Raw genomic sequence first — 12,780 nt, 5'->3', positions numbered from 1 at the left:
TGGCGCGCTCAGCTGGCGCTGGCGCTGGCCTCGGCCTTGACCTTGGTCTTGACCTTCTTGGGCTTCTTGTCCTCGCCGCCCGAGAGCGCGTCGCCCTGGGTGATGTCGAACTTGGGCTTCTTGTTGGGGTCGCAGCCCTTGGTGAAGCCCTCGGCGTCGAACTCGGTCTCGAGCTCGCCGGTCTGCGCGTTCTTCTTGCCCTCGGGGGTGTGGTTGGCCTTGATCGCAACCGTGTGCTCGCCGGCGCGGGCGGGCGAGCAGTAGCTGAGCAGGTAGTAGCTGCGGGTCAGCTGATCGATGCGCTTGCCGATGGTCTCGAAGGCGGCCTGGATCTCGGCGCTGTCCTTGGCCAGGGCGGTGCCCGACTTACCGATGTTCTCGAGGTCGGACTCGCTGAGCTCGTCGCCCAGGCCGATCGCGAACACGTCGTAGGAGCTGTCGCGCACGGACCCGAGCATCTCCTCCTCGGAGACCCGCGAGGCGCGGTCGGTGCCGTCGGTGAAGACCACCAAGGTGCCGATGCGCAGGGGGTTCTCGGCCTTGGCCAGGCCCTCGTCGAGGACCTCGAGGCCCTGGATCACGGCGCCGTTGAGGTTGGTGCTCTTGTCCTTGGGCGTGAAGTTGGACAGGGAGTTGGCGCGGGCCTCGGCGGCGCCGCTCGAGGTCGTGAAGTCGGTGATCTTGTGGATGTCCTCTTCGCCGTCGAAGGCGTAGATCGCGACCTTGTTGTTCTTCTCGACCTCGGAGGTGAAGAGCAGCGCGGCCTCGCTGACCTTGGCGGCGTCCTCGGAGTCGACGACCGAGCCGCTCATGTCGATCAGCAGCAAGGTGTAGTGCGAAGCCGTGACCTCGGGGTTGAGGATGGTCTGCTGGCTCTCGAGGGTGGAGACGAGCTCGCCGTCCTCGTAGATCTCGAACTGCTCGGCCGTCATGCCGCCGACCGGCTCGCCCTTGCCGTTCTCGACCTTGAAGTAGACCGCGACGTTGCTGGGCTTCTCGTAGGCAGTCTCGATGCGGGTGAGCTGCAGGCCGCAGGCGGTGAGCGGGAGAGCGAGGGCCACGCTGGCCAGGAGGGAGAGGGGGCGGAGCGCCGACATCGGGTGAAGAATAGCGGACGCCACGGTTCTGAGAAGGGGGACTGGGTTGGAAGGGTTCCCAGCCGCTCGCTGGATCTGTCTGGCTCAGCCCTGGGCGCCGCGGATCACCGAGAGCAGCGGCACCCCGCGAAAGAGCAGGCGAAAGCCCGAGCCCGACTCGTCGAGGGTGAAGCCTGGCGGCGCGCCGGCGCTGGGGACGAGCTGGTGAGGCGTATCGACCCGCCAGCCAGCCTGGCGCAGGTGGGCCGCCCAGGTCGGGCTGCGCTCGTGTCGTTCGGTGCGGGCGACGCCCTCGTGGCCGACGACGTTGCGGACCTCGGGGGCGAAGAACTCGGTCCAGACCAGGACCGCGTCGGCCTGGGGGAGCATGGCCGCGAGGCTCGAGGCGACCGTGCGGTAGTGGCGATAGGCGAAGAGCAGCCGCGCAGGCAGGCGGTCTTCGACGTGGTCGGAGTCGGGCTCGGTCAGCACGACCTTCTCGGCGCCCAGCTCCTGCAGCAGCGCGAGCACGTCGCCGCGCTCGCGGCCGCCAGCCGCGGCCGGGGGCACGTGGTGGAGGGCGAAGGCGGCGTTGGCGAGGATGTGCCCGCGCAGCTCGGGGAAGTCGGAGGCGGCGAGGGCCTCGGCGCGCCTGCCCACGGGGATGAACTCGACCTCGAGGCCGACCTCGGCGGCGGCGTCGAGGACCTGGGCGCCGGCGAGCTGGAGGGCACCTTGGCCGCTGCCGGGGTCGGAGTCGGGCTCGACGCCGACGACCCGCAGGCGACGGATGCGGGTGCGGGCGAGGGGGTTGCGGAGCAGCGCGCGGACCTGGCCGCCGCGGCCGATGCCGACGTCGATCAAGGTGACGTCGGAGTCGGGCTCGAGGTCGTGGATCAGCGCGCGGTTGGCCGCGGCGTAGGCGAAGGGGATCAGCGGGGTGCGCATGCGCAGGAGCTCGAAGGCCCGCAGCTGCGCCCCCGGAGGCCGCGCGCCGAGGTAGAGGTTGCCGCCGCTGCTGCTGACCTGGCGGCTGCGCCCGAGCAGGGCCTCGGCGAAGGTCCGCACGACCATGGCGCCGTGGCCGTCGTCCTCGTCGGGCATGGTTCGCACCAGCCCCTCGGTCAGCCGGGTGGCGGCCTCGAAGTCTTCGTCCACGAGGTGGCAGGTGGCCTCCCACAGGGCCGAGAGGCGCTCGGCCTCGGCGGGGTCGAGGGCCGTGAAGAAGCCCGAGACCGGGAGGTCTCCGGGCTCGTCGTGGAGCTCGCGGTGGAGGTACTCGAGCAGCGCGGCAAATTTCCCAGTCGACACGGATCTGCTTTACGCGCGGGAGCCGGAGGCATCAATCCCCCGACCACCCATTCATGCCAGGGGCTGGGTGGCGGTGGTCACCCGTGGTCAGGGCGTGGTCAGGCCGCGCTCAGCCGGGCGCGCTGGCAAAGCTCGTCCCAGCGCGCACTCACCTGGCTCGGCCGCCGGGGCAGACCCAGGAGCGTGCCGTGCTCGGTCACGAAGTCGGCCACGGGGGACTCGTAGCTGTCCACCGGGTAGGTGGAGACGTAGCGCTGAAACATGCCCTGGATGCTGAGCATGGTCACCAGCTCGATGATCTCGGGCGGGCTGAATTGACTGGTCACGCGCTCGAGGAGCTCGTGGCCGAGGGTGGCGGGCTGGGAGCTGGCGACTTTGGCCAGGGCGAAGGCCGTGGCCTCGCGGCCGCCCGTGGGGCGGGGCATGAGCGCGCCGCGGAGCTGCTCGATGCTGGCACCAGCACGCATGGCCCAGTGTGCGAAGTGCGCTGCGAGCAGGTCGTTCTTGCTGTTGCGGGCGGCCGCGAAGCAGGCCGCGTGCTTGAGCCAGACCGGGAGCTCGCCGGCGCTGGACTGCACGCGCTCGACCAGCATGTGGGCGAAGACCCGCTTGGCCGGCGTCCGTTCGACGCGCTCGACGTAGTAGGGCACGAAGCCCATGGCCTCGCGGACCTGCTCGTGGACCTTGGCGGGGCGCTTGGCGATGGTCTCGAGGGCGCCGCGGTCGTAGGCGATGATCCCCGCCATGGTCCGGGCGAGCTCGAGCGGCCCGAGGGTCTGGCCGTCGTCGGTGAGCTTGTCGGCCTCGACCACCGACTGGTCGAAGCGCGGGTCGAAGTTCTGCCCCGGGGTCCAGTCGCTGGCCGCCAGGTGGCGCTGGGCCCGGTCGAGCACGCCCCACTCGAGGACCATGCCCAGGGTGTCCATGGCGCAGTTCAAAAAGCCCATGAGCGTGACCGCGAGGGCGATGGCCTCCTCGTGGTCCTCGCTGAAGTGCCGGGCGAGGCCGAGGCGGTGGCTCTCCTCGAGCTCGTTGGGCAGCTTGGCGGCGGCCGTGGCGTAGTCGATGGCCGCGAGGTCGGCGGGGCTGAAGAGCTTGCAGGCCTCGGGGCTCATGGCCTGGGCGTTGCGGGCCAGGTTGCCGCCGGAGCCCCGAAAGACCGTGCCCACGCTGGCCGAGTGGGCGGCGCAGTAGGAGCAGCCGTGGCTGCGGCTGGCCACGTAGAGCACCAAGCTGCGCAGGGCAGGGGGGATACCCCGGCCCATGTCGCAGCGCGGGATGTCGAGCATGGCCGGGACGAGGACGCTGTAGGTCGTGAGCGCTGGCGGCCAGATCTCGAAGTAGCTCATGGCGTGGGGGACCACGCCGAGGATCTGCCGGACCATCATCATGACGGGTCGGTAGCGCCGGATCAGCTCATCGCGGGGGACGGCGTGAGGGCGGAGGGCGTATTCGAGCGTCGGCTTGAGAGCTTGCGCGTTCACCGACTGCCAAAGTAGCACGCGGGGCTCAAAGCGAGATGATCCGCGCGGCGACGGCTCCCCACAGGGCTTCGAAATCCTCGCGGGAGAAGCCCGAGCCCGAGGCGATCCAGTCGAAGTGTGGGGGGTTGTGCTCGGGCTCGTGGAGGTGGCCGATGACGTCGAGGTGGTCGGCGGTGGCGGCGTGGAGCAGCTCGCCGTGGAGCTGCGAGCGCGTGGGCACCATGCCGTCGGTGTCTTCGGCGCGGGCGACCTCGCCCCAGGTGGCGCGCATGAGCTTGGACTGGGCCTGGTCCGGGGCCCGACCGAGGCTCTTGGGCATGGGCGCGGAGCGCAGGCGCAGCCAGCGAAAGAGCGCGTGGGTCGCCTGGTCGTAGGGGGACAGACCCAGGGCCAGGTGCGAGCGCAGCACCGGGGCGGGGGCCCGGGCGATCACGCAGCCGTAGAAGGTCTCCGGGCGGTCGCTGACCGCGGCGTTGAAGAGGTCGCAGGCCGCGGGCATCAGCTGGGGGATCAGGTGGGCCTCGGTGCGCAGCTCGGACATGAAGTCGGCGACCGAGAGCGCGCCGCCGCCGAGGCGGTCCTCGTTGCGCTGGAGCTCGGCGATGGCCTCTTGCTCGAGGGTCTCGAGGACCACGTGGATCGGCGTCCCGGGCATCAGGCGCTCGCCGACCAGCGCGCGGGCGAAGCGAAAGGCCAGGCGCGCGGGCAGCCGACCCTGGCGCAGGGCGATGACCGTGAGCAGCGAGAAGGTGCGCAGCAGCGGCTCGCCGATCAGCCCCACGAAGTGATCCGAGAGCGGCGAGCCGCGGTGGGGGGTGCAGATCGTGATCACGCTGCGCACGTGCCTGGCGATGGACTCGACGTCGAGGGGGCCGAGGTTGACGCCGGGGCTGGTCATCAGGCGCGCGTCGAGGCCACCGGAGCTGTGGCCGATGACGTGCAGCGGCTCACCCGGCGGGATCTCGGTGCGGATGACCTCGGCGAGATCGCCGGCGCGCTGGCGCAAGGAGGCGACTGGGCCCGTGCGCACGCGGTGGATCTCCACGTCGAGGCCGCGCGATTCGAAGGCGCGCTGGAGGAGCTCACGGACGTGCGCGAAGTAGACCAGGCGGCCGAAATTCACGAAGCCGAAGAAGCCGGGCACGAGCACGACGTGTTGCTTGGACACGCGATCACTCTACCGTCTGTCTGGCGATGGACACCCCTCGCGCGATCGTCGGCCGCGCGCAGGCTGGTCAGTCCACGGGCCGCGGGGCGGGAGCGGGCGGCTTGCGCCGATTTTGGCTTCGCGCTAACTGACCGTCGTGCCGCGGCTCACCGCCATCATTCCGGTCCGCAACCGCTCGGGGACGCGCCTGCGCAACTGTTTGGCTTCGCTGCGCTGGCAGCTGGCCGGGACCGAAAACTCGAGCGAAAACTCGACCGAGGTTCTGGGGGACGAGCTCGAGATCGTGCTCTCGGACTTCGGCAGCGACCCGGAGCACGCGGCCTCGATCGTCGCGCTGGCCGAGCATTTCGACGCCAAGGTCGCGCGCAACGAGGAGTTCGGCGACTGGAACCGCTCTCGCGCCCTCAACCTCGGCATCCAGCACGCCAGCGCGGACTACCTGCTGTGCACCGACGCCGACATGATCTTCGCGCCCAACTTCGTGTCCTCGATCCTCGAGGTCCACGCGCGGCGACCTCGGCAGGCCCTCGTGGTCTGTGCGTGCTCGGACCTGCCTCAGCGCGTACCGGAGCGAGACTACGCGCTCTCGGACTTCGAGTGGCTGCGCGCCCAGGCGGATCGGCGCAAGAGCATCGGTACTGGGGCCTGCCAGTCGGCCACCCGCGAGTTCTTCTTCCACGCGCGCGGCTACGACGAGGCCTTCGTGCACTGGGGCAGCGAGGATACGGACATGCGCGACCGCGCCCTGGCCTACGGCCTCGAGCTCGAGTGGATCAGCGATCGCACCGAGATGTTTCACCAGTGGCACCCGACCAGCCGCTACTCGCGGCTGATTCAAAACCGCAAGAACGCCATCCGTTACTTTTTCACGCGGCACCAGGTGGTGAAGAACCTCGATCGCTGGGGAAACCTGGGCTGAAAGGGACGCCCAGCGGTGAAAGGGGGGCTCACGGATCCACCCCCCCTGGTCTGCGAAGCGAGTGCGCAGGGAGCGTAGACCGGGGTGAGACCCCATTCGACGACTGTGGGCGGGCCCTTTCCTCAGGCGGTGACAATGAGCGGGGCGCTCACTACCATTGCGGGGCCGCTGCGCCTCGCTCTCCATGTCCGAGACTCCCCAAGCCTTGCCCGACGACGCTGACCTGCTCGAGGCCTGGCGTGGTGGAGACTCGGCGGCGGGCGAAGCTCTGTTTGCTCGGCACTACGATCAGCTCGAGCGCTTCTTCCTCAACAAGGTCGGGCCCGAGCACGTGGGTGACTTGTTGCAAGACACCTTCACCGCCTGCGTCGAAGCGCGGGATCGGGTCGAGAAGGGCGCACGCTTTCGCAGCTATCTGCTGAGCACGGCCTACAACGTGTTTTGTGGTCACCTGCGTCGCAAGTATCGGCGCGGGGCCGACCTCGACTTGGATCTCGTCTCGGTCTACGACCTGGATCCCGGGCCGAGCTCGGTGATCGCCGAGCGCCAGGAGCAGCGTCTGCTCCTCGAGGGCCTGCGGGCCATCTCCGTCAATTATCAGGTGGTGCTCGAGCTGCACTACTGGGAGCAGCTGAGCACCAAGGAGATCGCCGCGGTGCTCGGTGTCCCTGCGGGTACGGTGCGCAGTCGGTTGCAGCGGGCCCGCGAGGCGCTCGAGGCGGCCATCGGCGCCCTGTCGCGCTCGCCCGCGATGCTCGAGAGCACCCTGACGCGCCTCGATGACTGGGCACAGCACTGCGCCCACGCCATGGGCGGACGCCGCGGCTGAGTCACAGGCTGCGTTACAGGGGCCGAGTTACAGGGGCCGAGTGAGAAGGGCTCCGGGCTATAGTCGGGCCGATGCGCGTGCGATACGAGTCCGAGGCTCCGCTGGCGATCCTGACCATCGACCGGCCCGAACGTCGCAACGCCGTGGACGTGGCCACGGCCGAAGCCCTGGCCGCCGCGGTGCGCCGCTTCGAGGCCGACGAGTCCGCCGACGTGGCTGTGCTGACCGGGGCTGGCGCTTGCTTTTGTGCGGGCGCGGACCTCCAGGAGATCGCCCAGGGTCGCCTCAACCACACCGCGGCCGAGGGCGACGGGCCCATGGGTCCCACGCGGATGTCGACGCAAAAGCCAGTGATCGCCGCGGTCGAGGGCTTCGCCGTGGCTGGCGGCCTCGAGCTCGCGCTGTGGTGTGATCTTCGGGTCGCTGCCCGCGACGCGGTCTTTGGCGTGTTTTGTCGGCGCTGGGGCGTGCCGCTGATCGACGGCGGCACGGTCCGCCTGCCCCGGCTCATCGGCCACGCCCGCGCTCTGGACATGATCCTCACGGGCCGCGAGGTCGGGGCAGAGGAGGCCCAGCGCATCGGCCTGGCCAACCGCCTGTGCGAGCCTGGGCAGGCGCTCGAGACCGCCAAGGCCCTCGCCAGGGAGATCGCCGCGTTCCCGCAGGCTTGCCTGCGGGCAGATCGTCGGTCGAGCTACATGCAGTGGGGAGATCCCATCGAGGTCGCCATGGCTCGGGAACTCGAGGGCGGGCAAGAAGTGCTCGACGGCCCGACTTTCGCGGCTGGTGTCGAGCGCTTCTTGGCTCGAAAGCGGGGTTGAGCGGGTTTTTTGTGGACTCGGGGTCTGTGCGCTCGATAGGGTGAGCGCCGTATCGCCATGGCAACCAAAGTCGACTCCGCCATCTCGTTGAGCAACGCCCAAGACCTCGTGGGCTACCTCGGCGAACGTCTACCAAACTACGAGATCAGCGCGCGCGGCCCCAAGGTCGTCGTCGTCGGGGAGGGTCTGGCCACGGGCGTCGGCGTGGTGATCCGCAACGCGAACCAGGTGAAGCTCAACTGGCAGTTCCCGAGCATGCTGGTGCAGATCCTGCTCACGCTGTTCATCGTCTTCACCGGGTTGCTGCCGGGCCTGCTCGTGCTCTTGTTCGTGTGGCTCGCCGTGAAGGGGGGCGTGAAGCGGATCGAGGGCGAGGTCATCGCGGCGCTCCAGCAGCCTGCTCCCGTCTGAGCCTGCTCCCGTCTGAGCCAGGGTTCGACCCGAGCGCGGCGCGATCATGCGCAGCGTGCGAGCTGTCGCCCCTGGAGTCGTGCTCACCGAAGTATCGATTCGCGTCGGTCGACGTGCCGACCTCCAGGCGCGAGCGTCGAGATTAAAAAGAGAGCGCCCCGCGAAGACGGGGCGCTGTCGTGCGCGGTGGCTTGCACCTGCGCGAGGGCTTGCGCGGCGAGCCGCTGGACTCAGGCGTCCTCGACGTGGCCGCGGGTCTCGATCAACCCATAGCCGCCGTCCTCCATGCGGTAGACGACGTTGATGTCACCGGTGTCCGTGTTGGTGAACACCAAGAACTGCTTGTGCATCAAGTTGAGCTGCATGACGGCGTCCTTGACCGAGAGTCGCTCGGCGCGGAACTCCTTCTCGCGGGCGACGACGGGGGCCTCGGCCTCGGCGGCCTCGGCGGCCCGGCGCTGCTCGGCCTCGACCATGGTCTCGGGCTCCTCGAAGGAGTCGGGGGCGTAGACGGTCTGGCGAACACGCGCGGTCTTGCCCTTGTGGGGCTTGTGGTTGGTGATTCGTGCCTTGTAGCGCCGGACCTGCCGCTCCATCTTGGCGAGCGCCATGTCGATGGAGCTGTACATGTTTTCGGTGGTCTCGGAGGCGTGGAGTTGCAGACCATTGCGCAATGTGACGTCGAATTGCGCGATATGGGTGATTTTCTCGACAGAGAAGGTGCAGTTGACCTTGAGCGGATCCGAGAAGTAGCGCTTGATCTTCGTGAGGCGCTCCTCGGCGTAATTACGCAGGGCGTCGGAAGAGTCCATGTGACGGAACACGAACTGAGTCTGCATGCTTGTGGTTCTCCTTGTGGTCGTGCTGAATCGCCCCGGCCAGAGGTCGGGAGCGAAGGGAGTCGTGCCTGAGTCGGGCGCCGGCCCGGCCTCGCCCGGGCGCCACGCAGGGCGTCTTCCGGGGGCGGGGTGGGTGATCGGGGCGCGTCAAAGGCGGAGGCAGTGCTTGCTGGTGAAGGCGGTTGCTAGAACAGCTTGCGTCGCTTGGAGCTCGATAACAAGTTGAGCTGCTCGCGATACTTGGCGACGGTGCGCCTGGCAATTTTGATGCCGTCCTCGCGCAGGAGCTCGACGAGCTTCTGATCGCTGTAGGGGCGGCGCGAGTCCTCGGCCTCGATCAGCCGGCGGATCTTCTCTTTGACGGCCTCGGAGGCGAGCTCGCCCCCGCCACGCTGGGAGATGCCGGCGTTGAAGAAGTACTTGAGCTCGTAGATGCCCTGGGGCGTGTGCACGTACTTGTTGGTGGTCACCCGGCTGACCGTGGACTCGTGCATCTCGATGTCCTCGGCGACGTCCTTGAGGATCAGCGGGCGCAAGTACTGCGGACCCTTCTCGAAGAACTCGCGCTGGAATTTGAGGATCGAGCGGGTGACCTTGAGGATCGTGCGCTGGCGCTGCTGGATCGAGCGGATCAGCCACTGGGCCGAGCGCAGGCGCTCGGTGATGTAATCTTTGGCTTGGCCGCCGTCGTCGCGGTGACCCTTGGCCTTGGCGCCCTTGGCCTTGGCGCCCTTGGGGTCGCCCTGCATGGCCGCGCGGTAGTAGTTGGAGATCTTGAGCTTGGGCAGGCCGTCGTCGTTGAGGCTGACGATGTACTCGTCGCCGAGCTTGTGCACGTAGACGTCGGGGGTGACGTACTGCGGCGACTCGGACACGAACTGCCGGGCCGGGCGGGGCTCGAGGCCCATGATCACCTTGGTCGCCTCGTAGACCTCCTCGAGGGCCTCGCCGGTGTCGCGGGCGACGGCCTGATAGGCGCGCTTCTCGAGGTTGTGCAGGTGCTTGGCGATGATCGTCAGGACCAGGGGATCGTCGATCGGGTGCTCGGGGTGCCGGGCCTGGATCCACAGGGCCTCGGCGAGGTTGCGCGAGGCGATGGCCAGGGGGTCGAGCTGCTGGACGCGGCGCAGGACCTCTTCGACGCGCAGGGTCGAGACCTCGAGTCGACGCGCGATCTGCGGGACGGTGACGCTGCGCAGGTAGCCCGAGGGCGAGAGGCTGCGGACGATGTACTCGGCGACGTCCTCTTCGACCTGGGAGAAATTCGAGAGCCGGACCTGCCACATCAGGTGCTCGACGAGGGTCTCCTCGGCGGCCATGGTCTGCTCGAGGCCGGGGAGGTCGTCGTCGGGGCGGACGCCGGTGCCGGGCATGGAGCCCGAGAGCGACTGGTGCTGGAGGTAGGCCTCCCAGTCGAAGTTGTCGTCGTTGGGCGAGTCGGCCTTGACCTCTTGCTGAGGCGTCTCGGGCGAGGGCGCGGGCTCGCCCGACTCGCCCTGAAGCTCGACGCCGTCTTGCATCTCGACGGAGGACACGGGCTCCTCGCTGCCGGTGCCCATCTCCTGGGCCTCTTCGAGCAGCGGGTTTTCGAGCAATTCGCTGCGGACGAGGTCCTGGAGCTCGATACGCGAGAGCTGCAAGAGCTTGATGGCCTGCTGCAGCTGAGGAGTCATCACGAGCTGCTGACTCATTCGCAGCTCTTGGCGCATGTGCAGGACCATAGGGGTGCCTTTTAGATTATCAGATCGCTAAAGGCGGACCCAGGGCAATTCGCGGGCTCTACCCTGCAAAAATGGCCCGAGAAAGGGCTTGCATGCCCCAGAGAAGTTGCTAGCCACCCTCGGCCATGCACAGTCGTGCACGGTCCGAGGGCGAGCTCGGGACGCTGTTGGGGACCGCTCTGTCGCGGGTGCTCGCGCGAGCGTAAAACACGCTCGCGCGAGCCCACGCTCAGGCGGGCGCGTCGCCCTTGCGACCGCGGTGGTCGAGGGCGGCGGCGATGAACGACGTGAACAGCGGGTGTGCCGCCGTCGGTCGGCTCTTGAACTCGGGGTGGAACTGACAGCCGATGAAGTGCGGGTGCACGCGGGCCGGCAGCTCGACCATCTCGACGAGGCCGCCGTCGGGGGAGGTCCCACACAGCACGAGCCCGGCCTCGCGCAGCTGATCGCGGTAGGCGTTGTTGAATTCGAAGCGATGGCGGTGGCGCTCGGAGATCCGCTCGGCGCCGTAGATCCGCCGGGCCAAGGTCCCGCCGGCGAGATCGCAGTCGTAGGCGCCCAGGCGCATGGTCCCGCCCTTGTGGGTCACGTCGGACTGCGAGTCCATCAGCCCGATCACCGGGTCCGCGGCCTGGGGATCGAACTCGGCGCTCTGGGCCCCGGGGAGCCCGGCGACGTGGCGAGCGAACTCGACCACGGCCAGCTGCATGCCCAGGCAGATCCCGAAGAAGGGCACCTTGTGCTCGCGGGCCCAGCGGATCGCCTCGACCTTGCCGGCGCTGCCGCGCTCGCCGAAGCCGCCGGGGACGAGGATCGCGTCGAGGTGCTCGAGCATCGCCGGGCCGCGAGCCGAGATCTGCTCGGCGTCGACGAACTCGATCTCGACGCCGGTGTTGTTGGCCACGCCGCCGTGGGTCAGGGCCTCGGACAGGCTCTTGTAGGACTCGTGGAGGTCGACGTACTTGCCGACCACGCCGATCTTCACGCTGTGCGCCGGGTTCTCGATCACCCCGACGATCCGCCGCCACTCGTCGAGCTGGGGCTCGCGGCTCCAGATGTTGAGCAGCTCGCAGACCACGTCGTCGAGGCGCGACTCGTGGAGCATCAGCGGGACGCGATAGATGGTCGCCGCGTCGGGCAGGGGGATCACGTTGGCCAGGGGCACGTTGGTGAACAGCGCGATCTTCTCGCGGATGTCGGCCTCGATCGGGTGATCGGCCCGGCACACGAGCACGTCGGGCTGGATACCGATCTCGCGCAGCTTCATGACCGAGTGCTGCGTGGGCTTGGTCTTGATCTCGCCGGCCGTGGGCAGGTAGGGCAGCAAGGTCAGGTGGACGAAGATCGCGTTCTCGGCCCCGACCTCGAAGCGGAGCTGACGGATGCCCTCGAGGAAGGGCAGCGACTCGATGTCGCCGACGGTCCCGCCGATCTCGCAGATCAGCAGGTCGACGCCCTCGGCCGCCTCGAGGATGGCCTCTTTGATCTCGTTGGTGACGTGGGGGATGACCTGGACGGTCTGCCCGAGGTAGTCGCCCTTGCGCTCCTTCTCGAGCACAGACTGGTAGATCTGGCCCGAGGTGTAGTTGCTGTGTCGCGACATGCGATGCGACACGAAGCGCTCGTAGTGCCCGAGATCGAGGTCCGTCTCGGCGCCGTCGTCGGTCACGAAGACCTCGCCGTGCTGAGTCGGGCTCATCGTCCCCGGATCTACGTTGAGGTAGGGGTCGAGCTTCTGCATCCCGACGTTGAGCCCGCGGTTCTCGAGCAGCGCGCCCATGGAGGCGGCGCACAGGCCCTTGCCGAGGGACGACACAACGCCGCCGGTCACGAAGATGAATTTGGTCCGCTTGGTGGAACTACGCCGCCGCACGGGCGCTCCTAGTGGCACGTTCATGGCTGCTGGTCAAGGCGCGACGCGCGAGGCGGCTAGGCGGGCGCGTGTCGGCGAGTGGGCACGAGCCGTGCTCGAGCAGGGCGGGGTCGGGGTGTATGCGATGACGATTCGAAGTCGAGGTCGCGGGGATCGGCGACGCGCGGCGAGGTGTTCTCTCACAGCGCAAGAGCGCGATTTGATCGCTCGTATCGGCGCGAGTCGCTGAGGTCCTCGCAGCCGCGAAAATTGCCGCGTTGGCAGACGCGAGAGCGCGGCCAGGCAGGCCCTCGTCTCGCGTTCCGTCGCGGTCCAGAGGCTCGAACGC

Annotated in this window: 11 protein-coding genes; 4 read left to right on the top strand and 7 right to left on the bottom strand. The window is 68.5% G+C overall.

From position 1 onward, the window contains the following. Positions 1-8 precede the first annotated feature (8 nt). The 4 genes from G6O69_RS00295 to G6O69_RS00280 form a co-directional block, all read right to left on the bottom strand. Complete coding sequence (locus G6O69_RS00295; protein ID WP_172301408.1) at positions 9-1,097, bottom strand: VWA domain-containing protein; 1,089 nt, start codon at positions 1,095-1,097, stop codon at positions 9-11. 84 nt (positions 1,098-1,181) lie between these two features. Beyond that, the gene (locus G6O69_RS00290; RefSeq protein ID WP_172301406.1) at positions 1,182-2,387 is read right to left on the bottom strand and encodes a GRAS family protein; all 1,206 of its coding nucleotides are present in this window, start codon (positions 2,385-2,387) and stop codon (positions 1,182-1,184) included. A gap of 98 nt (positions 2,388-2,485) precedes the next feature. Further along, entirely contained in the window at positions 2,486-3,871 is a 1,386-nt protein-coding gene (locus G6O69_RS00285; RefSeq protein WP_172301404.1) for a hypothetical protein, read from the bottom strand. 25 nt (positions 3,872-3,896) lie between these two features. Beyond that, positions 3,897-5,039 (bottom strand): hypothetical protein, encoded by a 1,143-nt coding sequence (locus G6O69_RS00280; protein ID WP_172301402.1) that lies wholly within the window; start codon positions 5,037-5,039, stop codon positions 3,897-3,899. Positions 5,040-5,175: 136 nt separating this feature from the next. Between G6O69_RS00280 and G6O69_RS00275 the strand changes: the two genes are divergently transcribed. The 4 genes from G6O69_RS00275 to G6O69_RS00260 all read left to right on the top strand — a co-directional run bounded on the left by G6O69_RS00275 (position 5,176) and on the right by G6O69_RS00260 (position 8,019). Further along, positions 5,176-5,958 carry a glycosyltransferase family A protein gene (locus tag G6O69_RS00275; RefSeq protein ID WP_172301400.1) on the top strand — a complete coding sequence of 261 codons (783 nt, stop codon included), beginning with the start codon at positions 5,176-5,178 and terminating at the stop codon, positions 5,956-5,958. Positions 5,959-6,142: 184 nt separating this feature from the next. Beyond that, a complete protein-coding gene (locus G6O69_RS00270; protein ID WP_172301398.1) occupies positions 6,143-6,787 on the top strand; it encodes a sigma-70 family RNA polymerase sigma factor in 645 nt (214 codons plus the stop codon). Positions 6,788-6,858: 71 nt separating this feature from the next. Then, positions 6,859-7,608: a crotonase/enoyl-CoA hydratase family protein gene (locus G6O69_RS00265; protein ID WP_172301396.1), complete on the top strand. Its 750-nt coding sequence runs from the start codon at positions 6,859-6,861 to the stop codon at positions 7,606-7,608. Between the two features lie 57 nt (positions 7,609-7,665). Then, positions 7,666-8,019 (top strand): hypothetical protein, encoded by a 354-nt coding sequence (locus G6O69_RS00260; protein ID WP_172301394.1) that lies wholly within the window; start codon positions 7,666-7,668, stop codon positions 8,017-8,019. 230 nt (positions 8,020-8,249) lie between these two features. On the opposite strand, the gene raiA is transcribed toward G6O69_RS00260, so the two are convergent. From raiA to G6O69_RS00245, 3 genes are all read right to left on the bottom strand, one after another. After that, positions 8,250-8,858, bottom strand: a complete 609-nt coding sequence (gene raiA, locus G6O69_RS00255) for a ribosome-associated translation inhibitor RaiA (RefSeq protein ID WP_172301392.1) — start codon at positions 8,856-8,858, stop codon at positions 8,250-8,252. 185 nt (positions 8,859-9,043) lie between these two features. Then, positions 9,044-10,579, bottom strand: coding sequence for an RNA polymerase factor sigma-54 (gene rpoN / locus G6O69_RS00250; RefSeq protein WP_172301390.1), 1,536 nt, complete (start codon positions 10,577-10,579; stop codon positions 9,044-9,046). Between the two features lie 229 nt (positions 10,580-10,808). Then, complete coding sequence (locus tag G6O69_RS00245; RefSeq protein ID WP_172301388.1) at positions 10,809-12,476, bottom strand: CTP synthase; 1,668 nt, start codon at positions 12,474-12,476, stop codon at positions 10,809-10,811. Between the last annotated feature and the right edge of the window lie 304 nt (positions 12,477-12,780).

The organism is Pseudenhygromyxa sp. WMMC2535, assembly GCF_011083025.2.
The sequence above is the reverse complement of the archived record's forward strand: the minus strand, read 5'-3'. Positions and strand labels throughout refer to the sequence as shown.

Excerpts from the sequence above, each read along its gene's own strand:
- G6O69_RS00295 (WP_172301408.1), bottom strand. The coding sequence starts at position 1,097 with ATGTCGGCGCTCCGCCCCCTCTCCCTCCTGGCCAGCGTGGCCCTCGCT.
- G6O69_RS00270 (WP_172301398.1), top strand. The coding sequence starts at position 6,143 with ATGTCCGAGACTCCCCAAGCCTTGCCCGACGACGCTGACCTGCTCGAG.
- G6O69_RS00265 (WP_172301396.1), top strand. The coding sequence starts at position 6,859 with ATGCGCGTGCGATACGAGTCCGAGGCTCCGCTGGCGATCCTGACCATC.
- G6O69_RS00260 (WP_172301394.1), top strand. The coding sequence starts at position 7,666 with ATGGCAACCAAAGTCGACTCCGCCATCTCGTTGAGCAACGCCCAAGAC.
- raiA (WP_172301392.1), bottom strand. The coding sequence starts at position 8,858 with ATGCAGACTCAGTTCGTGTTCCGTCACATGGACTCTTCCGACGCCCTG.
- rpoN (WP_172301390.1), bottom strand. The coding sequence starts at position 10,579 with ATGGTCCTGCACATGCGCCAAGAGCTGCGAATGAGTCAGCAGCTCGTG.
- G6O69_RS00245 (WP_172301388.1), bottom strand. The coding sequence starts at position 12,476 with ATGAACGTGCCACTAGGAGCGCCCGTGCGGCGGCGTAGTTCCACCAAG.